Here is a 19,743-nt window from a genome sequence, read left to right as displayed (position 1 = left end):
AATCGCTCGGCGGCCTGAGTAACGGACAAAAAAATGCCCCGCACTTGGCGGGGCATTTTTATTCAACGGTCAGTATCACAGCCCGTCGAGCATGGCCTTGTTGCGTACCGCGCCCTTGTCGGCACTGGTGGCAAGCAGGGCGTAGGCTTTCAGGGCGGTGGTCACTTTACGTGGCCGCACTTCGACCGGTTTCCAGCCTTTCTTGTCCTGTTCGGCGCGGCGTGCTGCCAGTTCCTCGTCGCTGACCAACAGGTTGATCGAGCGGTTGGGGATGTCGATCAGCACTTTGTCGCCGTCCTGCACCAGGCCAATGGCACCGCCGGCCGCTGCTTCGGGCGAAGCGTGGCCGATGGACAGGCCCGAGGTGCCGCCGGAGAAGCGGCCGTCGGTCAGCAGGGCGCAGGCTTTGCCCAGGCCCTTGGACTTCAGGTACGACGTCGGGTAGAGCATTTCCTGCATGCCCGGGCCGCCTTTCGGGCCTTCGTAACGGATGATCACGATGTCGCCGGCTTTTACTTCGTCGGCGAGGATGCCGCGCACGGCGCTGTCCTGGCTTTCGAAGATCTTGGCATTGCCTTCGAACACGTGGATCGACTCGTCGACGCCGGCGGTTTTCACCACGCAGCCGTCCAGGGCGATGTTGCCGTAGAGCACGGCCAGGCCGCCTTCTTGCGAGTAGGCGTGTTCGACACTGCGGATGCAGCCGTTTTCACGGTCGTCGTCCAGGGTTTCCCAACGGGTCGACTGGCTGAACGCGGTCTGGGTCGGGATGCCTGCGGGGCCGGCCTTGAAGAAGTGATGCACGGCTTCGTCGGTGGTCTGGGTGATGTCCCACTTGGCGATGCCTTCGGCCATGGAGGCGCTGTGCACGGTCGGCAGGTCGGTGTGCAGCAGGCCGCCACGGGCCAGGGAGCCGAGGATCGAGAAGATCCCGCCGGCGCGGTGCACGTCTTCCATGTGGTACTTCTGGATGTTCGGCGCGACTTTGCACAGTTGCGGCACGTGGCGCGAAAGGCGGTCGATGTCGCGCAGGTCGAAATCGATCTCGGCTTCCTGGGCCGCGGCCAGCAAGTGCAGGATGGTGTTGGTGGAACCGCCCATGGCGATGTCCAGGGTCATGGCGTTTTCAAACGCCTTGAAGTTGGCGATGTTGCGCGGCAGCACCGACACATCGTTGTCGCCGTAGTAGCGCTTGCACAGCTCGACGATGGTACGGCCGGCCTGCAGGAACAGCTGCTCGCGGTCACTGTGGGTGGCCAGTGTCGAGCCGTTGCCCGGCAAGGCAAGACCCAAGGCTTCCACCAGGCAGTTCATCGAGTTGGCGGTGAACATGCCGGAGCACGAACCGCAGGTCGGGCAGGCGCTGCGCTCGTATTCCGCGACCTTCTCGTCAGAAGCGCTGGAATCGGCGGCGATCACCATGGCGTCGACCAGGTCGAGGCCGTGGCTGGCAAGCTTGGTCTTGCCGGCTTCCATCGGGCCGCCGGAGACGAAGATCACCGGAATGTTCAGGCGCAAGGCGGCCATCAGCATGCCGGGGGTGATCTTGTCGCAGTTGGAGATGCAGACGATGGCGTCGGCGCAGTGGGCGTTGACCATGTATTCCACGGAGTCGGCGATGATCTCGCGGCTCGGCAGGGAATACAGCATGCCGTCATGGCCCATGGCGATGCCGTCGTCCACGGCGATGGTGTTGAATTCCTTGGCCACGCCGCCGGCACGTTCGATCTCGCGGGCAACCAGCTGGCCCAGGTCCTTGAGGTGCACATGGCCCGGGACGAACTGGGTGAAGGAGTTGGCAATGGCGATGATCGGCTTCTTGAAGTCGTCATCTTTCATCCCCGTGGCGCGCCACAGTGCGCGGGCGCCGGCCATGTTGCGGCCGTGGGTGGATGTTTTCGAGCGGTAATCAGGCATGGAGCACTCCGGGCGGCTAATCAGGTATCAAAAGGGGAGTGAGCTTCTATTGACCTTGGGAACACTCAGAAATGGCCGTGTGTCCTAAAGCTGCCGATGACACTGCGGGATCGCCGCGCGCCTCAGCCTGAGCTCATAAACCCGCCGGGGGATGACTGGCGATGAATCTGGCGATTCTACACCGCTGGCGTCAGGAAGGAACGTTGTGGCCGCTCTGCGGCGTGCGATTGCCTGCTGCCGGGCGATAGGGCGCTGGGTTAGACTGCGCGCCCTTCGATCACTCTCCAATGGAACTGGAATGTCTGCGACCCTTCGAACCTTGAGATTTTACCTGGCGGTGGGGCTGGTCCAGGGCCTGCTGTTGATGGGTATCTGGCTCTCCAACACCGTATCCGGCGAGGTCATGATCGCCAGCAGCGCGGGGCTGTTGATGGGCGGCAGCCTGTTGCAACTGCTGCCGGAACGTCGCGGGCAAGGGCTGACCTGGCTGGCGGCGGCGGTCCTGGGTCTGGTGGTGACGGGCCTGGTCCTGGCGTGTCGCGAGCTGCCGTTGACCTCACTGGTGCTCAACAGCGTGGCGGCGGTGCTGGTCCTGCTGACCCTGATCAGTGCTGCCGTGTTGCCGGGGCTGGCGCACTTCTGGCGGCGCTTCTTCGGTCATGGGCTAGGAGTGGCGCTGGCCTTGCCGTTGCCCTGGATCGCCCAGGCCCTGTTCAAAGCCTGGACCAGCAGCCATTACCGCGACCCGTTCAAGGGCGGTTGGGAGGCGCTGGTGTTCTTTGCCGGGCCGACCCTGGCGTTCTCCCTGGGCCTGTTCCTGATTGGCCTGTGCATAAAGGCTCTGCTACGCCGCACCACCATCGCGGCGGCCTGCTAGTGCTGCCTGTCTCCCCAAAAGGATGTGCAATGCCCGTGTTGAATCGCTCGTTGTTGTTCTATGTCGCCATCGCTCTGGTCCAGGGACTGCTGCTCAGCGCCAGCCTGTTCTATCACCAGGCTGAGCTCTACACCTTCGCCCGCACCCTGGCGGTGGTGGCCGGGATCAACCTGCAACTGCTTGGCCGTGACGTGCGCGAGCGTGGCACCTGGGTACTGGTGGTTGGCTTGAGCCTGTTGCTGGCCGGGATGTCCAGCTGGGTACTGATGCGCGATGCCTACGGCTGGATGTGGAGTCTGTGGCCGTTCACGGGCCTGGTGCTGGCCTATATCGGCACCGCGTTCGTCCTCAGTTGGCCGACTCGCGAAGGCAGTCGCCCGCGTTATCAAGACCTGTTCCGCCACGCCTGGAATAACGGGTTCATTGTGCTCCTGGCCTTGCTGGTGACCCTGGCCTTCAGCCTGTTGCTGTGGCTGTGCGGTCGTCTGTTCAGCATTCTCGGCATGCCCCAGCTCGGCGACCTGTTTACCTCGTCGTATTTCCTGTGTTTCAGCCTGCCGCTGTTTTTCTCCCTGGGCATGCGCATGGGCCGGGAAAACGAAAAGGTCATCGGCCTGCTGCGCGGCATCTTGCTGACCGTGTGTCGCTACCTGCTGCCCTTGTGTGCGCTGATCACCGTGGTCTTCACCCTGGCCCTTGTGTTCACCGGTCTGCAGCCGATCTGGAGCACCGGCTACTCGACGCACATTTTGCTGAGCCTGGTGGCGTGCACTCTGTTTTTGCTCAATGGCGTGTTCCAGGACGGGCAGCAGGATGCCGGCTACGCCAAGGCGCTGAAAATCCTGATCAACGCCAGCCTGTGCTGTCTGCCGTTGCTGGTGGCGATGGGGGGCTACTCGAGCTGGTTGCGGATCGACCAATACGGCCTGACCCCATGGCGTTTTCTGGCGATGCTGCTGGTGGCCGTGGCCCTGGTCCACAGCCTCGCGGCGTTGTGGGCAGTGTTTGCCCGGAACTCGGTGTGGCTCGGCAGCCTGAGCCGCAGCAACCCCTGGATCGCCCTGTTGAGCTTTGTGGTGCTGTTGTTGATGTTCACCCCGCTGCTCGACCCGCAGGCCTTCAGTGCCCGTAACCAGGTGCAGCGTCTATTGGATGGGCGTACGCCGGTGGCCGAGTTCGATGCCAGGAGCCTGCGCCAGAAGCTGGGCGCACCGGGTCGCGAGCAGTTCGACGGGTTGCTGGCGCAGGTGCGCCAGGGGCAGATCCTGGATGAGCCGGGCAGGGCGCAGTTGCTGGAGATGCTGGAGTCGGTCTCGATCAAGGACCAGCCGCACGATTACCTGACGCCGAAACTCTATTGGTTGGGCCCGGTGCCCGAAGGCAGCCAGCAACTGATCGAGCTGCTGACCACCCATAACGACTGCAATCCACCCGGCTGCGCAGCCTGGGCGGTGGATCTGGATGACGATGGCGTCGACGAAGTGCTGCTGATCCAAAAGCAGAGTTGGGCGTCGTCGGCGGCGATGTACACCCGTGAGGATCAGGGCAAGGGCGAATGGCGGCATGCGGGAGTGCTCTCTGGCATCACCGATGCGCCGCAGCTGATCCGGCAGATTCGCGAGGGCAAGGTCAAACCGGTGCGCCAGCGCTACAAGACCCTGCGGATCGACGGCGTGGAACTGGACTGGCGGCAGATTCCCGGCCGTTGATGGGCCGACGGTGAACGCTCTATCTGTGGCGAGGGAGCTTGCTCCCGAAGGGGGCGTCCGGCGTCCCGGGGCTCCGGCTATAAAGCCTGATTCCGCGATCTGTCTGAGCGTTCGCGGTGGCGGATTCTGGGGCCGCTTCGCGGCCCAGCGGGAGCAAGCTCCCTCGCCACAGGGCGGTTTCAGCCCTGAATAAAAAATCCCGGCACATGGCCGGGATTTTTGTCTTCACTGCACTCAGCTGTTAGGCAGCAGGCGGCAGGTGATGCTCTTGATGTAGCGGGTTTCGGCGATGGCTGGGTGCACCGGGTGGTCCGGGCCCTGGCCGCCGCGCTCCAGCAGCTGGATATTGCGGTCCAGGTGGCGGGCGCTGGTCAGGAGGATGTTCTGCAGGTCGTCCTCGGGCAGGTGCATCGAGCACGAGGCGCTGATCAGAATCCCGTCCTTGCTCAGCAGGCGCATGGCTTGCTCGTTCAGACGGCGGTAGGCGCCTTCGCCGTTCTTCATGTCTTTCTTGCGTTTGATGAAGGCAGGTGGGTCGGCCACGATCACGTCGAAACGTTCTTCGCTGGCTTTCAGTTCTTTCAGGGCTTCAAAGACGTCGCCTTCGATGCAGGTCATTTTCTCGGCAAAGCCGTTCAGCGCGGCGTTGCGCTCGACGCCGTCGAGGGCGAAGGCCGACGCATCGACGCAGAACACTTCGCTGGCGCCAAAGGCTGCCGCCTGCACGCCCCAGCCACCGATGTAGCTGTACAGGTCGAGCACGCGCTTGCCCTTGGCATAAGGGGCCAGGCGGGCGCGGTTCATGCGGTGGTCGTAGAACCAGCCGGTTTTCTGACCCTGGATGACCGGGGCTTCGAACTTCACGCCGTTCTCTTCGAGGGCGACCCATTCCGGGACCAGGCCGAATACGGTTTCGACGTAGCGCTCCAGGCCTTCGGCGTCACGGGCCGCAGAGTCGTTCTTGAACAGAATGCCGCTGGGCTTGAGCACCTGGGTCAGGGCGGCGATCACGTCGTCCTTGTGGGCTTCCATGGTGGCCGAAGCGATCTGCACCACCAGGATGTCGCCGAAACGGTCGACCACCAGGCCTGGCATCAGGTCGGAGTCGCCGTACACCAGGCGGTAGAACGGCTTGTCGAACAGGCGCTCGCGCAGCGACAGGGCGACGTTCAGGCGGTGCACCAGCAGCGACTTGTCCAGGGGCAGCTTGACGTCACGGGACAGCAGGCGCGCGCAGATCAGGTTGTTCGGGCTCATGGCGACGATGCCCAGGGCCTTGCCGCCAGCGGCTTCCAGCACCGCCTGGTCACCGGCCTTGAACCCGTGGAGCGGGGTGGCGGCTACATCGATTTCGTTGCTGTAGACCCACAGGTGGCCGGCGCGCAGGCGGCGATCGGCGTTGGCTTTGAGGCGCAGGCTTGGCAGGGACATGACGTCGCTCCGGAAAAAAGGGCGCGAGTATAACCCGTCAGCGTGCTTGCGCGGGTTTGGCTGGACCTGCGGCGTGTCACACCTATGTAAAGATCCTGCCCAAGTGGCCAAATTCGTCTTTTTAGAGGTTAGAATCGCCGCCTAGTCCAGAGTGTGCACTCATGTCTCCAGAACTCTCCGAAGAACAGATTCAGCAGGCCCTGCAAGGCATCAGCGTGCCGCCTCAACCGCAGATCATGGTGGATCTGCAGATGGAGCAGTACATGCCCGATCCGGACCTGGAGGTGATCGCCAAGCTGATTTCCCAGGACCCGGGTTTGTCTGGCGCACTGCTGAAAATCGTCAACTCGCCGTATTACGGCCTGAGCAACAAGATCGCCTCGATCCAGCGCGCGGTGAACCTGCTGGGCAGCCGCTCGATCATCAACCTGATCAACGCGCAGTCGATCAAGGGCGAGATGAGCGATGAAACCATCGTCACCCTCAATCGCTTCTGGGACACCGCCCAGGACGTGGCGATGACCTGCCTGACCCTGGCCAAGCGCACCGGCTCGCAAGCGATCGACGAAGCCTACGCCCTGGGCCTGTTCCACGATTGCGGGGTGCCGCTGATGCTCAAGCGCTTCCCCAACTATATGGCGGTGCTCGAACAGGCTTATGCCCACGCCGGCCCCGAGAGCCGGGTGGTCGATACCGAAAACACCGCGTTCAACACCAACCACGCGGTGGTCGGCTATTACACCGCCAAGTCCTGGCGCCTGCCGGAACACGTGACCAACGCCATCGCCAATCACCACAACGCCCTGGCGATCTTCAGCGACGAGTCTTCGCGCAACAGCCAACTGAAGAACCTGCTGGCGATCCTGAAGATGGCCGAGCACATCTGTTCCTCCTATCGGGTCCTGGGCAATCAGGTCGAAGACCACGAATGGAACAGCGTCGGCCATCTGGTGCTCGATTATGTCGGCCTGTCCGACTACGACTTCGAGAGCCTCAAGGCCACCGTTCGCGAAATGGGCGCGCACTGATTTTTCATCCCGTATCGAGCACCTGAGGCGACCATGCCCGAATTACCCGAAGTCGAAACCACCCGGCGCGGTATCGCGCCGCACCTCGAAGGGCAGCGTGTCAGCCGGGTGATCGTGCGCGACCGGCGCCTGCGCTGGCCGATCCCGGAAGACCTCGATGTGCGCCTCTCGGGCCAGCGCATCGTGCTGGTGGAGCGGCGCGCCAAGTACCTGCTGATCAATGCCGAAGTCGGCACCCTGATCAGCCACCTGGGCATGTCGGGCAATTTGCGGCTGGTGGAAGTCGGCTTGCCGGCGGCCAAGCATGAGCACGTGGACATCGAACTGGAGTCCGGACTGGCCCTGCGCTACACCGACCCGCGGCGCTTTGGCGCGATGCTCTGGAGCCAGGACCCGCTCAATCACGAACTGCTGCTGCGCCTGGGGCCCGAGCCCCTGACCGACCTGTTCGATGGCGAACGCCTGTTCCAGCTGTCGCGCTCGCGCTCGATGGCGGTCAAGCCGTTCATCATGGACAACGCGGTGGTGGTCGGCGTCGGCAACATCTACGCGACCGAAGCGCTGTTCGCCGCCGGCATCGACCCGCGTCGCGAAGCCAAGAGCATTTCCCGGGCGCGCTACCTGAAGCTGGCAATCGAGATCAAACGCATCCTGGCCGCCGCCATCGAGCGTGGCGGCACCACCTTGCGCGACTTTATCGGCGGTGACGGCCAGCCGGGGTATTTCCAGCAGGAGCTGTTCGTCTACGGGCGCGGTGGGGAAAACTGCAAGGTCTGCGGCACGGGCCTGCGCGAGATCAAGCTCGGCCAGCGGGCCAGCGTCTATTGCCCGCGTTGCCAGAGCTGAGCCATTCGGCAGCTGAGGTTTTTTGCTGTGGCGCTGGCTGTGGCGAGGGAGCTTGCTCCCGCTCGGGCGCGCAGCGGCCGTAAACCCTTAACCTGCAATCCGCCTGAAGAAAAAGGCGGGCGGTAATGGCGGGCTCAGCTCACGCCTTGCCGGTAATCTGCCGGTACTTTGCCATCAACTGTTCTTCAGTCTCGGGGTGTGCCTCGTCCAGCGGGATGCAGTCCACCGGGCACACTTGCTGGCACTGAGGCTCGTCATAGTGGCCAACGCATTGGGTGCACAGGTTGGGGTCGATCACGTAGATCTCTTCGCCCTGGGAGATGGCGGCGTTCGGGCACTCGGGTTCGCAGACGTCGCAATTGATGCAATCGTCGGTGATGATCAGGGACATGGGGCACTCCGGCCGGGGCGGCTGGCCCAGGCATTTGAAAAACCAATGGGCGCAATTGTGTCGCATTGGCGCCCGCAGTGCACGCGGGCGCGATGGGGGGCGCCGGGTTACTTCTTGAAGCGCAGGGTCAGCGCGTCGGCGACGACAGGATGGACGAACTTGGTGATATCACCGCCCAGGGCTGCGATTTCACGGACCAGCGTCGAGGAAATGAACGAATAACGCTCCGACGGCGTGAGGAACAGGCTCTCCACATCCGGCGCCAGTTGGCGATTCATGTTGGCCAGCTGGAACTCGTATTCGAAGTCCGAGACCGCCCGCAGGCCACGCAGGAATACGTTGGCGTTCTGCTCCTTGGCGAAGTGCGCAAGCAGCGTCGAAAAACCGACGACTTCAACGTTCGGCAGATGTTTGGTGACCTCGCGGGCCAGCTCCACACGCTGTTCCAGGGGGAATAGCGGGTTCTTCTTGGGGCTGGCGGCGACGGCAATGATCACATGGTCGAACAGGCGCGAGGCGCGTTCGACCAGATCGCCATGGCCCTTGGTAATAGGGTCGAAGGTACCTGGGTACAACACTCGGTTCATCGCGTCGTCCTGGCGGGAATCCGTTGGGGAGTCGGATGGTATCGCAGCCTTTCCGGTCGGCCAAGTCGCCTGTCACGGAAGAAAGCACTATAGACGTGGCGAATAATCAGCTTTTTCAACCGGTTTTCAAGCGTTCGGCCAGGGCCGTGGCCAGTTGCGCGGTCAGCCCATAGACCGACAACTGGGGGTTGGCGCCAATGCTGGTGGGGAACAGCGAGCCATCGTGGATCGACAGATTGGCCAATTGATGATGGCGCCCGAGGCTGTCGGTGACGGCAATTTTCGGGTTTTCGCCCATGGCGCAACCACCCATCACGTGGGCGCTGCCCAGGCGCGTGCGGTACAGCGCCAGGTCCAGGCCGTCGATCTGGGCCTTGGTCTCGGCCAGGCTCTTCGCATAGCGCGCGTCGCTGTGCAGCGGCATCACCGCCTTGGCGCCGCCGGCGAACTGGATCTCGGCCATGCTGTGGAAGGCCCGGCGCAGGCCGTCCCAGGCATAGGGCGAGACCTGATAGTCGAGCACCGGGGTGCCGTCGCCGCGCAATTCGACGTTACCGCCCGTGCTGTCCGGGTGAAAACCGTCACGCAGCAGCGCGAGCATGGCGTGGGTGTGGGGCAGTTGTTCCATGTTCAGCGCGCTTTGCGGGCCGAAACCGCCCAGCAGGGTGCTGGCCAGCGCCGGTTGCAGTGGCGGCACTTCGAGTTTGTAGGACATTTTGCCGGTGGTGCCGTCCAGCCACTGGAAATGGTCGGAGTAGATCGACTGCGGCGCCCCGTAGAACGGGTTGATCACCTCATCGAACAGCCCCGCGGAAAAATTCACCAGGTGCAGGAAGGTACGCTTGCCCAGGCGCGAATGGGGGTCGGGTGCATCGGAGCGCAGCAGCAAGGCCGGGCTGTTGATGCCGCCGCCGGCGAGCACGTAATGCCGGGCCTTGACCGTGATGATGCGGCCGGTAGGGGCCACGCAGCGCTCGTCCATGGCCACGCATTGCAGGCCCGTGACCTGGTCGCCCTTGATCTGCAAGCGCTCGGCGCGGGCCAGGTACAACAGTTCGCCGCCGTGCTCCAGGGTGGATGGGATGGTGGTCACCAGCATCGATTGCTTGGCGTTGGTCGGGCAGCCCAGGCCGCAGTAGCCGAGGTTCCAGCAGCCTCGCACGTTGCGCGGGATCACATGCCAGCTATAGCCGAGCTTCTCGCAACCGTTGCGGATCACGTCATTGTTGGCGTTGGGCGGCATGGCCCAGGGCGCGACCCCCAGGCGCTGCTCCATCTTTTCGAACCAGGGCGCCATGTCGCTGGCGCTGTGGCCTTTGACTTCGTGCTCGCGGGCCCAGTGTTCCAGGGTCGGGTCCGGGGTGCGAAAGCTCGAGGTCCAGTTGATCAGGGTGGTGCCGCCCACGGCACGGCCTTGAAGAATGGTGATGGCGCCGTCCTTGCTCATGCGCCCGATACCTTCCTGATAGAGGCTGGTGTAGGCCTGGTCTTCGAGCATCTTGAAATCGCTGCTGGTTTTCAGCGGCCCTTCCTCGATCAGCAAGACCTTGTAGCCGGCGGCGCTGAGGATCTCTGCAGTGGTGCCGCCGCCTGCGCCGCTGCCGATGATGGCGACGTCGGCCTCCAGGGTCAGGTCCTGCTCCAGCTGTGCGCCGTTGTAGGTTTTCCAGCCGCGGGCTAGGCCTTCGCGGAACAGATCGGGTACGGGCATATCAGGCTCTCTGTCGTTTCTTATTATGGAAGGGCGCGGCGGCAGCTACGGGGGGCGATCAGACCTTGGGCGGGCCGGGGTAACCGCAGTGGGCCCAGGACTCGGCGCGGGTGTACCAGGCCATCATCACCAATTGCAGCAATGAGGCATGGCCCATGCGCAACAGGGACAGCAGGCTGTTTTCCCAGCGCCCGAGGAAGTGGCGGATATCGTCGGCGCTGGCGTTTTCCCAACTGCCCCAGACCCCTGTCAGCGGGCCACGGGTAACGGCCAAGCCCAGTACGTCGAACAATTGCTGGGTGAGCTTGAACATCTCCGGCGACAGGTGATTGAGGGCGTTGTCCAGGCTGGCCAGGGTGCCATCGATGGCGGCAGGCATCTTGTCGGCGGCCACGGCGCCTTCGAGCATCACCGGGATCAGCGCCCGCAGGAATGGCAGGTCGTTGCTGCGCAACATCGCAAAGCCGCTGGCCGGGGTACTGGCAGAACAGCCGCTGAGGCTGGCGCCCAGACCGGCGGTGGCGAGGAAGGCACTGGCGCAGAGGCCGATTTTCAGCAAGCCGCGCCGTGACAGCGCGGGTGATTCAGACAGGCTAGGGGTCATTGTTATTGTTATCCGGCGATCGACTGGTTAGCGGACGAACATCTTCTGAATCAGTTTCTGGATCGATTTTCCGTAGGGTGGATAAATCAGCCGGGCCGCGTTCAGCCGCTGCTTGATCAGCACGCCCTTGGCCTTGCTGAAGGTCAGGAAGCCTTCATGCCCGTGGTAGTGACCCATGCCGGACGGGCCGATGCCGCCGAAGGGCAGGTCGTCCTGGGCCACATGCAGCAGGGTGTCGTTGAGGCACACGCCACCGGAATGGGTGTGTTCGAGCACGCGGTTCTGTTCGGCCTTGTTGTAGCCGAAGTAGTACAGCGCCAACGGACGCGGCCGCTGGTTGATGTAGGCAAAGGCCTGGTCGAGGGTCTGATACGGGACGATGGGCAGGATCGGGCCGAAGATTTCATCCTGCATCACGGTCATGTCATCGCTGACATTGAGCAGCAGGCTGTGGCCCATGCGCCGTTCCTGGCCCTGGTCGAACAGCGGGATCAGCAGCGCGCCCTTGCTGGTGGCATCGCTCAGGTAGCTGTTGAGCCGCGCCACCTGGCGTTGATTGATGATCGCGGTGTAGTCGGGGTTGTCCGCCAGGGTCGGGAAGAACCCGCGCACGGCCTGGCGGTAAGCCTCGACAAAGGCGCCGATGCGCTCCTCCGGCACCAGCACGTAATCGGGGGCGACACAGGTTTGCCCGGCGTTCAGGGTCTTGCCGAAGGCGATGCGTTCGGCGGCGTCCTTGAGCGGCACGTCGCTGGAAACAATGGCCGGGGACTTGCCGCCCAGCTCCAGGGTCACCGGCGTGAGGTTTTCCGCCGCGGCGCGCATCACATGCTTGCCGATGCTGGTGGCACCGGTGAACAGCAGGTGATCGAAACGCAACGTGGAGAAGGCCATGCCCACTTCAGCCTCGCCGAGCACCACGCACACCAGGTCTTCAGGGAAAACCCGGGCCAGCAATTGCTTGAGCAACCGGCCGGTGGCCGGCGTCGATTCGCTGAGCTTGAGCATCACCCGGTTGCCGGCGGCCAGGGCGCCGACCAAGGGGCCCATGGCCAGGTACAGCGGGTAGTTCCAGGGCACGATCACCCCGATCACCCCCAGCGGTTGGTAAACCACCTTGGCCGAAGCCGGCTGGAAGGCCAGGCCGACTTTGCGCCTGGAGGGTTTCATCCAGCCCTTGAGGTGTTTGCGCGCGTAATGAATGCCGTGCAGGCTCGGCATCAGCTCGGCGAGCAGGGTTTCATCGGCGCTGCGGTGGCTGAAGTCCTGGCTGATGGCCTCGATCAGTGCCTGGCGCTCGTTGCTCAGCAGGTCCAGCAGGCTCTTGAGCCATTGCTGGCGCTGGGCAGCGGGCGGCATCGGGTTGGCGGCATAAGCCTGGCGCTGGGCGCAAAACAGCTGTTGAAGCTCGTCCAGTTGCGAGTGGGATTCCTGCAGGTAGGCGATCTCGGCGGACATGAACGGCTCCGATTATTATGGGGTGGCTAGTTTTTAGAGCTTATACTCTAAATTGTCAAATGCCATCCCGGCCGGCTTTGATTTATCCCGCTTCGGATAGGTCGTAAGATGCCGGCCAGCCTTTTCAATGATTAAAGCCCAAGCCCATGGCCCCACGTATAAAAACCCGCGAACGGATTGTTCAGCACAGCCTCGACCTGTTTAACCAGAGTGGCGAGCGTAACGTCAGCACCAACCATATCGCGGCGCACATGGAGATTTCGCCGGGGAACCTGTACTACCACTTCCCGAACAAGCAGGCGATCATCGCCGTGCTCTTCGCCGAATACGAAACCCTGGTCGACAGTTTCCTGCGTCCGCCCCAGGGGCGCCCGATGACCGTTCAGGACAAGCGCTATTACTTGCAGGCACTGCTGGCCGCCATGTGGCGCTACCGCTTCCTGCACCGCGACCTTGAACACCTGCTCGACAGCGACAGCGACCTGGCTGCGCGCTATCGGCGCTTCTCTCAGCGCTGTCTGATTCAGGGCATTGCCATCTATCAGCGCTTTGTCGAAGCCGGGATCCTGCGCATGGACCGGGTGCAGATCGAGTCCCTGACCCTCAACGCCTGGATCATCCTCACGTCCTGGGTGCGTTTTCTCTGCACCACCCGGGAAAACTCCGCGCATTTGAGTGAGGAAGCCGTCAAGCGCGGGGTGTATCAGGTGCTGGTGCTGGAGGCCGGGTTTGTCACCGATCAGGCGCGGGAGGCGGTCGATGGCCTGTTCGACGAGTTTTATGTGCCACTGGCCCAGGCCTTGGAAGAAGTGCAGTAGGATCTACCACCGACTTGAATCACAGGAGCCCGCTATGCCCCTCGCGCAACTGATCAGCCCGCTTGCCCTGGACCTGCGAAAAGAGCAGCCCGGCCTGGTGATAGTGGATTGCCGTTTTGCCCTCGAAGACCCGGATTACGGGCAGCGCAGCTATGCCGAGGGGCATATTGCCGGCGCGCATTTTGCCGACCTTGAGCGTGACCTGAGCGGGCCGGTGGTCAAGGGCGTAACCGGGCGTCACCCCTTGCCGGAACCTGCGGCGTTGCAGGCGCGGTTGCAAGCCTGGGGCATCGATGCCGACAGCGACATCGTGCTCTACGACGACGGCCCTGGTTCTTATGCCGCTCGGGCCTGGTGGTTGCTGGCCTGGCTCGGCAAGCGCGAGGGCGTGTTCATTCTGGATGGTGGCCTCAAAGCCTGGCACGCCGCTGGCCTGCCCCTGAGCCTGGATGCGCCGCCGAGCACCCCGGGAAGCTTTGTCGGCAGCCCCGACCACTCGTTGCTGCTCAGTGCCGAGCAGTTGCAGCAGCGCCTGGGCCAGCCCAGCCTGACCCTGCTCGATGCCCGGGCCCAGCCGCGCTTTCGCGGTGAGGTCGAACCCATCGATCCGGTGGCCGGGCATATTCCCGGTGCGCAATGCGCGGCCTTCAGCGAAAACCTGGGCAGCGACGGGCGCTTCCTGCCGGCCGAGCAACTCAAACAGCGTTTCGCCGCGCAATTGGGCAGCCGTTCTCCGACCGATCTGGTGGCGTATTGCGGCAGCGGTGTCACCGCCTGCCACAACCTGTTTGCCCTGAGCCTGGCCGGTTATCCCCTGGGCAAGCTGTACGCCGGCTCGTGGAGCGAATGGATCACCGATCCGACGCGGGCCGTTGCCAAAGGCGACTAAGCCTCAGCCGGACCGCGAATCCGCTTGCGGTGTGCGCTGCTTCAGCCCTCCAGCAGTGCACTGCGGTACGCCGCCGGCGCCACTCCATACACCTGCTTGAATTGCCGGCTGAGATGACTCTGGTCGGCAAACCCCAACTGAGTCGCCACCTCCAGCGGCAGGCAGCCCTCGCGCAACAGCGCCCGGGCCTTGGCGATACGCTGCTGCATCAGCCAGGTATGGGGTGGAATGCCGGTGGCCCGGCGGAATACCCGAGCAAAGTGGAACGGTGACAGATTCACCGCCGTCGCCAGTTCTTCCAGTGACGGTGGTGCCGCCAGCTGTGAACGCAGCAGTTCCTTGGCCTGGACGATGGCCCGGTGTTCCTGCCCCGGTGCGCCGGGCGCCTTGACCCCGGCGTGGCGCTGCAACAGCAGGAGCATCATTTCCCGCCACTGGGTCTGCTGCTGCAGGGCGGTGGCCGGGCTTTCCAGCAAGTGGTGCAGGCGGGCGAAGCCGCTGACCAGGTCACTGTCGCGGTACAGGGTCGCGCCGAACGCCGGCAGGCTGCCGCTGGGCAGCTCCAGTTCGTCGAGCAGGGTCAGGATCTGGCGGTTATCCGGATAAAACGCCCGGTACAGCCAGCCGTCCTCGGCGCCCTTGGCCCCGGTGTGCAGCTCGTCGGGGTTGATCAGCACCAGGGTGCCGCTGGCCGCCAGGTGTTCGGCGCCGCGATAGCGGTAGCGCTGGGCGCCGGCCATGATCATGCCGATCACATAGCCATCGTGCACATGGGGCACGAAACGCTGCTCGATGTAGCGCGCGGCCAGCAGTTCGACCCCGGCCAGTGGCGCGGTCTGCCAGAAACGGATTGATTCGCCGCCGGAGGCTGCCATGGCTATGGGCGATCCAGGGCGGTCAGCCAGCGCGGAATGCGGCGTTCGAGGTAATAGCCGGGGCGCTTCAGCGAGCCCTCGACAAACCCCACGTGCCCGCCTTTGGCTTGCAGCTCGAAATGGGTGCAAGCCGACAGCTCGGCGGCCTGCGGCAGGCTGTGGGTGAACACGAAGGGGTCGTCGGCGGCCTGGATAATCAGGGTCGGGGTACGGATCTCGCCGAGAAAGTAGCGACTGGAGGCGCGGCGGTAATAGTCCTCGGCATCTGCAAAACCATGCAGCGGCGCGGTGACCCGGCCGTCGAACTCCCAGAAGGTGCGCATGTTCTCCAGGGAGCCCAGGCCCTCCAGGGTGGCCAAGCCTTCATGGCGCTCGTCGAGCCGGAACTGACGCTGTTTGTGCTTGATGTAGGCCAGCATCTCGCGCATGAAGTGCGCCTGGTAGACCTTGGAGAATCCCTGGCCGATACGGTCGGCGCACTGGTCCAGGCGAAACGGCACCGACACCGCCACCGCGCCCTGCAACTGGCTGGCGCTGCCGCTTTCCCCCAGGTACTTGAGCAGCACATTGCCGCCCAGGGAATAGCCCACCGCATACAGCGGCGCCAGTGGACGCTTGGCACGCAAATGAGCGATGGCGGCGGCCAGGTCTTCGCTGGCGCCGGAGTGGTAGCTGCGCGGCAGCAGGTTCGGTTCGCCCGAGCAGCCGCGCCAGTTCAGCGCGGCGCTGGCCCAGCCCTGTTCGGCCAGCACTTTCTGCAGCCCGGCCACGTAAGGCGAATTGGAAGAACCGGTCAGCCCATGCAGCACCAGCACCAGTGGGGCCTGGGCGTTATGGGGGCCATGCCAGTCGAGGTCGAGGAAGTCGCCATCGTCGAGCCAGAGGCGCTCGCGTTCGCGTTCCAGGTGTGTGGTTTTGCGCCACAGCGGGCCCCACAACGTTTGCAGGTGCGGGTTGCCGAGGCCGAAGGCGGGGGTGAAGCGATCTGACGATGTAGGCACGCTGATTCTCGATGCAGCGCTGCGCAGACGGGCTGCGCAGCGTGTTCAGGCCGGTGCTTTAACCGGCGATCTCTGCCATACGGTGCCACAACGCGTAATGCACTTGCCCGGATTTTTGTTCACGGTGCAGGCGCCAGCTGGCCGGCAGGCCCAGGGTCGAGGGTGCGCTTTCGCTTTCGGTGTAGATCCAGGCCTCGGCGGCCAGCCAGTTGCGCTCTTCAAGCAGGGCGCAGGCGGTCGGCAGCAGGTTCTGGTGGAACGGTGGGTCGAGGAACACCAGGTCAAAGGCGCTGGCCGGCTGGCTTTCGAGGTAGCGCAGGGCGTCGGCGGTCTGCACCTGGCCGACGCTGCAACGCAGAGTGCCCAGGTGTTCGCGCAGGCTGGACACCGCGACATTGCTGCTGTCCAGGGCCTGGCCCATGGCGGCGCCACGGGACAGGGCCTCAAGGAACAGCGCGCCGCTGCCGGCGAACAGGTCGAGCACCTTGGCCCCGGCAACATAGGGCGCGAGCCAGTTGAACAGGGTTTCGCGCACACGGTCCGGGGTCGGGCGCAGGCCTGGCACATCGGGGAAGCTCAGGCGCCGGCTGCGCCATTCACCGCCAATGATGCGCAGGTGGCCGACGCCGTTGTGCTGGTTGTGCACGGGTTTTTTGCTGGGACGCGATGGGCTGGCCATTAGTGCTCCGGAACCCCGAGCGGTTGCTCGGCGGGTTTGTCAGTGGGGGCCGGCAACGGCTTTTGCGGGACGGTCGGGCCAGCGCTGACGATTACCATCTTGTCGGCGCTCAGGTGTTTGTTCAGGGCGGTCTTGACCTGTTCCACGGTCAGGCTCTGGGACTGCTGCATAAAGTCTTCGAGGTAGCTCAGCGGCAGGTCATAGAAGCCCATGGCCCCCAGTTGCCCGACGATGTCGGCGTTGCTGGCGGTGGACAGCGGGAAGCTGCCGGCCAGTTCACGCTTGGCGTCTTCGAGCTCTTTCTCGGTCGGGCCGGTCTTCAGGTAGTCGGCCAGCACGTCCTGCACCAGTTTCAGGGTGCCCTCGCTCATTTCGGCGCGGGTTTGCAGGTTGATCATGAACGGACCGCGGGCCTGCATCGGGGTAAAGCCCGAGTAGACGCCGTAAGTCAGGCCGCGTTTTTCGCGGACTTCGCTCATCAGCCGGGTGCCGAAGCCGCCGCCACCGAGGATCTGGTTACCCATGGACAGCGCGGCGTAATCCGGGTCGGCGCGGTCGATGCCCAGTTGGGCCAGCATCAGGTTGGTCTGGCTCGACGGAAACTCGATATGGCCGGTGCTCGCCTTGGGCTCGCTCGGTTGTGCGATCTTCGCCAGGGCCGGGCCTTTGGGCAGGGCGCTGGAGACTTGCGCGGCAATTGCCTCGGCGTCGCTGCGCGAAAGGTCGCCGACCAGGGCGATCACCACGTTGCCGGCGGCATAGGCCTTGGCGTGGAAAGCACGCAGTTGTTCCAGGGTGATCGGCGGGATGCTCTGGGCGTTGCCGTCGCTGGAGTGGGCGTAAGGGTGCTCGCCGTAAAGGCGCTTCATCAGTTCCAGGCTCGCCAGCTTGCCGGGGTTCTGTTTCTGGTATTCGAAGCCCGCGAGCATCTGGTTCTTGATCCGTGCCAGGGAGTCGGCAGGGAAGGTCGGCTTGCCCACCACTTCGGCGAACAGCTTCAGCGCCGGTTCGCGTTTATCCACGGCGCTCAGGCTGCGCAGCGAGGCCACGGCCATGTCCTTGTAAGCGCCATTGCCGAAATCGGCCCCCAGGCTTTCAAAGCCCTGGGCAATCGCCCCCACATCCTTGCCGGCCACGCCTTCGTTGAGCATGGCATTGGTCAGCAGGGCCAGGCCCTGGGCCTTGCCATCCTGGCTGCTGCCGGCGGAGAAGATCAGGCGCATGTCAAACATCGGCAGTTCACGGGCTTCGACGAACAGCACCTTGGCGCCTTCGGCGGTGTTCCAGGTCTGCACGTTGAGGCTGCGGTGGCTGGGGGCCTTGCCGTCCAGTTCGGCCAGGGATTGCAGCTTCTGGCTCGACTTGGCCTGGTCCAGGGCCTCGCTGGCCTTGGAATCGCCTTGCGGGTACAGGTAGACGCCGGCGGCGCCGACCAGGGCAACGAGCACCAGGCCGATCAGGGCCGGGCGTGAGTTCTTGCGCTTACTCATGAGCGGACTCCTCAGGCAGTACGTGCGCAACGCTCAGACGTTCGCGGGTGAAGTAGGTACGGGCGGCTTTCTGGATATCTTCCGGGGTCACGCCCTGCAATTCGGCCAGTTCGGTGTCCATCAGCTTCCAGGACAGGCCGACGGTTTCCAGCTGGCCAATGGCGGTGGCCTGGCTGGTGATCGAGTCGCGCTCGAAGACCAGGCCGGCAATGACCTGGGCCCGCACGCGCTCCAGCTCCTCGGCGCTCGGCGGGGTGGTCTTCAACTGGTCCAGCAGGCGCCACAACCCGGCTTCAGCCTGGGCGATGGTCTTTTTCTTCTGGCTGTTGGGGGTCGCGGAGAGCATGAACAGGCTGTCGCCGCGGGTGTAGGCGTCGTAGTTCGACGAGCCGCCGGAGACCAGCTCTTCGCCGCGCTCCAGCTGGGTCGGAATGCGACCGCTGTAGCCGCCGTCGAGCAGGGCGGAGATCAGGCGCAGGGCATGCACCGAGCGTTTGTCTTCAGCGGTGGCGATGCTCGGCACGTTGAAGGCCAGCATCAGGCTCGGCAACTGGGTCTTCACGTGCAGGGTGATCTGCCGCTCGCCTGGCTCGGCCAGTTCCAGGGGGATCTTCGACGGTGGTACGTCACGCTTGGCGATCGGGCCGAAGTAACGCTGGGCCAGGGCTTTCACCTCGTCCGGAGTCACATCGCCGACCACCACCAGGGTGGCGTTGTTCGGCACATACCAGGACTGGTACCAGTGGCGCAGCTCCTCGACCTTCATCCGGTTGAGGTCGGCCATCCAGCCGATGGTCGGCGTGTGATAACCGCTGGCGGGGTAGGCCATGGCCTTGAACCGCTCGTAAGCCTTGGACATCGGCTTGTCGTCGGTGCGCAGACGGCGTTCTTCCTTGATCACTTCGATCTCGCGGCTGAACTCGTCGGGCGGCAGGCGCAGGCTGGCCATGCGGTCGGCTTCCAGCTCGAAGGCCACGCCCAGACGGTCGCGGGCCAGGACCTGGTAATAGGCGGTGAAGTCATCGCTGGTAAAGGCGTTTTCCTCGGCGCCGAGGTCCCGCAGGATCAGCGAGGCTTCGCCGGGGCCGACCTTTTCGCTGCCCTTGAACATCATGTGTTCCAGGGCGTGGGACAAACCGGTCTGGCCCGGGGTCTCGTAGCTGGAGCCGACCTTGTACCAGACCTGGGACACCACGACAGGCGCACGATGGTCTTCGCGCACGACGACCTTGAGGCCGTTGTCGAGGGTGAATTCATGGGTCGGTTGTGGATCGGCAGCCAGGGCTGAAAGGGGCAGACAAACTGTGCTGAGCAGCAGGCCTGCAGCGCGGCGGGCTAGAGCATTCATTCGTTTTTAAACCTGTTGGACTGCCCGCTTGGTCTTAGCCTGTACGGGCGAGGAGGTGCTAGGATACTGATCCGTTTTAGCGGC

Annotated in this window: 18 protein-coding genes; 6 read left to right on the top strand and 12 right to left on the bottom strand. The window is 64.0% G+C overall.

Going from position 1 to position 19,743, the window contains the following annotated elements; genetic code table 11:
• Window positions 1-75: 75 nt before the first annotated feature.
• The gene (gene ilvD, locus JFU57_RS05710; RefSeq protein ID WP_020295844.1) at window positions 76-1,917 is read right to left on the bottom strand and encodes a dihydroxy-acid dehydratase; all 1,842 of its coding nucleotides are present in this window, start codon (window positions 1,915-1,917) and stop codon (window positions 76-78) included.
• A gap of 298 nt (window positions 1,918-2,215) precedes the next feature.
• Here ilvD and JFU57_RS05705 point away from each other — a divergent pair, with 298 nt between their 5' ends.
• Window positions 2,216-2,794, top strand: coding sequence for a hypothetical protein (locus JFU57_RS05705; protein WP_201128428.1), 579 nt, complete (start codon window positions 2,216-2,218; stop codon window positions 2,792-2,794).
• Between the two features lie 29 nt (window positions 2,795-2,823).
• A complete protein-coding gene (locus JFU57_RS05700; RefSeq protein ID WP_201128427.1) occupies window positions 2,824-4,503 on the top strand; it encodes a DUF4153 domain-containing protein in 1,680 nt (559 codons plus the stop codon).
• A gap of 234 nt (window positions 4,504-4,737) precedes the next feature.
• Here JFU57_RS05700 and JFU57_RS05695 read toward each other — a convergent pair whose 3' ends face one another.
• Window positions 4,738-5,934, bottom strand: coding sequence for a class I SAM-dependent rRNA methyltransferase (locus tag JFU57_RS05695; RefSeq protein ID WP_020295841.1), 1,197 nt, complete (start codon window positions 5,932-5,934; stop codon window positions 4,738-4,740).
• A gap of 215 nt (window positions 5,935-6,149) precedes the next feature.
• Here JFU57_RS05695 and JFU57_RS05690 point away from each other — a divergent pair, with 215 nt between their 5' ends.
• On the top strand, window positions 6,150-6,962 hold the full coding sequence (locus JFU57_RS05690) for an HDOD domain-containing protein (RefSeq protein WP_178103000.1): 813 nt from the start codon (window positions 6,150-6,152) through the stop codon (window positions 6,960-6,962).
• Window positions 6,963-6,995: 33 nt separating this feature from the next.
• A complete protein-coding gene (gene mutM, locus JFU57_RS05685; protein ID WP_020295839.1) occupies window positions 6,996-7,808 on the top strand; it encodes a bifunctional DNA-formamidopyrimidine glycosylase/DNA-(apurinic or apyrimidinic site) lyase in 813 nt (270 codons plus the stop codon).
• Between the two features lie 139 nt (window positions 7,809-7,947).
• Here the strand turns inward: mutM and JFU57_RS05680 are convergent, their stop codons facing one another.
• The 5 genes from JFU57_RS05680 to JFU57_RS05660 all read right to left on the bottom strand — a co-directional run bounded on the left by JFU57_RS05680 (window position 7,948) and on the right by JFU57_RS05660 (window position 12,559).
• Window positions 7,948-8,199, bottom strand: coding sequence for a YfhL family 4Fe-4S dicluster ferredoxin (locus JFU57_RS05680; protein WP_020295838.1), 252 nt, complete (start codon window positions 8,197-8,199; stop codon window positions 7,948-7,950).
• A gap of 107 nt (window positions 8,200-8,306) precedes the next feature.
• Entirely contained in the window at window positions 8,307-8,786 is a 480-nt protein-coding gene (gene coaD / locus JFU57_RS05675; protein ID WP_008019993.1) for a pantetheine-phosphate adenylyltransferase, read from the bottom strand.
• Window positions 8,787-8,901: 115 nt separating this feature from the next.
• On the bottom strand, window positions 8,902-10,497 hold the full coding sequence (locus JFU57_RS05670; RefSeq protein ID WP_078473512.1) for a GMC family oxidoreductase: 1,596 nt from the start codon (window positions 10,495-10,497) through the stop codon (window positions 8,902-8,904).
• A gap of 58 nt (window positions 10,498-10,555) precedes the next feature.
• On the bottom strand, window positions 10,556-11,101 hold the full coding sequence (locus tag JFU57_RS05665; protein ID WP_201128426.1) for a twin-arginine translocation pathway signal protein: 546 nt from the start codon (window positions 11,099-11,101) through the stop codon (window positions 10,556-10,558).
• A gap of 27 nt (window positions 11,102-11,128) precedes the next feature.
• A complete protein-coding gene (locus JFU57_RS05660; RefSeq protein WP_201128425.1) occupies window positions 11,129-12,559 on the bottom strand; it encodes a coniferyl aldehyde dehydrogenase in 1,431 nt (476 codons plus the stop codon).
• Window positions 12,560-12,705: 146 nt separating this feature from the next.
• On the opposite strand from JFU57_RS05660, the gene JFU57_RS05655 reads away from it, so the two are divergent.
• The gene (locus JFU57_RS05655; protein ID WP_020295834.1) at window positions 12,706-13,377 is read left to right on the top strand and encodes a TetR/AcrR family transcriptional regulator; all 672 of its coding nucleotides are present in this window, start codon (window positions 12,706-12,708) and stop codon (window positions 13,375-13,377) included.
• A 34-nt stretch (window positions 13,378-13,411) separates the two neighbouring features.
• On the top strand, window positions 13,412-14,266 hold the full coding sequence (locus JFU57_RS05650; RefSeq protein ID WP_201128424.1) for a sulfurtransferase: 855 nt from the start codon (window positions 13,412-13,414) through the stop codon (window positions 14,264-14,266).
• Between the two features lie 41 nt (window positions 14,267-14,307).
• Here the strand turns inward: JFU57_RS05650 and JFU57_RS05645 are convergent, their stop codons facing one another.
• The 5 genes from JFU57_RS05645 to JFU57_RS05625 are packed head-to-tail and all read right to left on the bottom strand — an operon-like array spanning window position 14,308 to window position 19,659.
• On the bottom strand, window positions 14,308-15,141 hold the full coding sequence (locus JFU57_RS05645; protein WP_201128422.1) for an AraC family transcriptional regulator: 834 nt from the start codon (window positions 15,139-15,141) through the stop codon (window positions 14,308-14,310).
• A gap of 2 nt (window positions 15,142-15,143) precedes the next feature.
• The gene (locus tag JFU57_RS05640) at window positions 15,144-16,142 is read right to left on the bottom strand and encodes a hydrolase (protein WP_201128420.1); all 999 of its coding nucleotides are present in this window, start codon (window positions 16,140-16,142) and stop codon (window positions 15,144-15,146) included.
• Between the two features lie 58 nt (window positions 16,143-16,200).
• Window positions 16,201-16,821, bottom strand: coding sequence for a 16S rRNA (guanine(966)-N(2))-methyltransferase RsmD (gene rsmD / locus JFU57_RS05635; protein ID WP_078473517.1), 621 nt, complete (start codon window positions 16,819-16,821; stop codon window positions 16,201-16,203).
• On the bottom strand, window positions 16,821-18,311 hold the full coding sequence (locus tag JFU57_RS05630; RefSeq protein ID WP_078473518.1) for a M16 family metallopeptidase: 1,491 nt from the start codon (window positions 18,309-18,311) through the stop codon (window positions 16,821-16,823). The genes rsmD and JFU57_RS05630 overlap by 1 nt, the downstream gene beginning before the upstream one ends.
• Complete coding sequence (locus tag JFU57_RS05625) at window positions 18,304-19,659, bottom strand: M16 family metallopeptidase (protein WP_078473519.1); 1,356 nt, start codon at window positions 19,657-19,659, stop codon at window positions 18,304-18,306. The genes JFU57_RS05630 and JFU57_RS05625 overlap by 8 nt, the downstream gene beginning before the upstream one ends.
• Window positions 19,660-19,743 lie beyond the last annotated feature (84 nt).

It is taken from the genome of Pseudomonas sp. TH07 (genome assembly GCF_016651285.1).
GTDB lineage: Bacteria > Pseudomonadota > Gammaproteobacteria > Pseudomonadales > Pseudomonadaceae > Aquipseudomonas.
Note: the sequence above shows the minus strand (reverse complement) of the source record. Positions and strands in the feature narration are given on the sequence as shown.